The sequence below is a fragment of the Cupriavidus sp. SIMBA_020 genome (genome assembly GCF_046535395.1).
Lineage (GTDB): Bacteria > Pseudomonadota > Gammaproteobacteria > Burkholderiales > Burkholderiaceae > Cupriavidus > Cupriavidus campinensis.
Genome location: NZ_JAWRWU010001711.1, coordinates 1 through 234, shown reverse-complemented (window position 1 = coordinate 234; position 234 = coordinate 1). Strand labels below are relative to the sequence as shown.

Sequence of the window (234 nt, the reverse complement as noted above, 5' to 3'; positions counted from 1 at the left end):
CGCGACGTATTCGGCGCTCGACGGCGTGGCCATGGTCGAGAGCTTGCTCGCGAAGATGGTGGCCGTGGCCGAGTCGGCGGCGACCACGAGATGGCGCGACGCGCCGAACAGCGCGAAGGCGATCAGCGGCAGGAAGCCCGTATAGAGACCGGTGACGGCCGGCATGCCCGCGATGCGCGCGTAGCCGAGCAGTTGCGGCACGTTCATCGACGCGAGCTGCACGCCCGCGATGGC

Annotated in this window: 1 protein-coding gene; it reads right to left on the bottom strand. The window is 70.1% G+C overall.

The window, feature by feature from the left end; genetic code table 11:
• On the bottom strand, positions 1 to 234 hold a 234-nt coding region (locus tag SB751_RS35450; RefSeq protein WP_410749668.1), incomplete at both ends, for a SulP family inorganic anion transporter.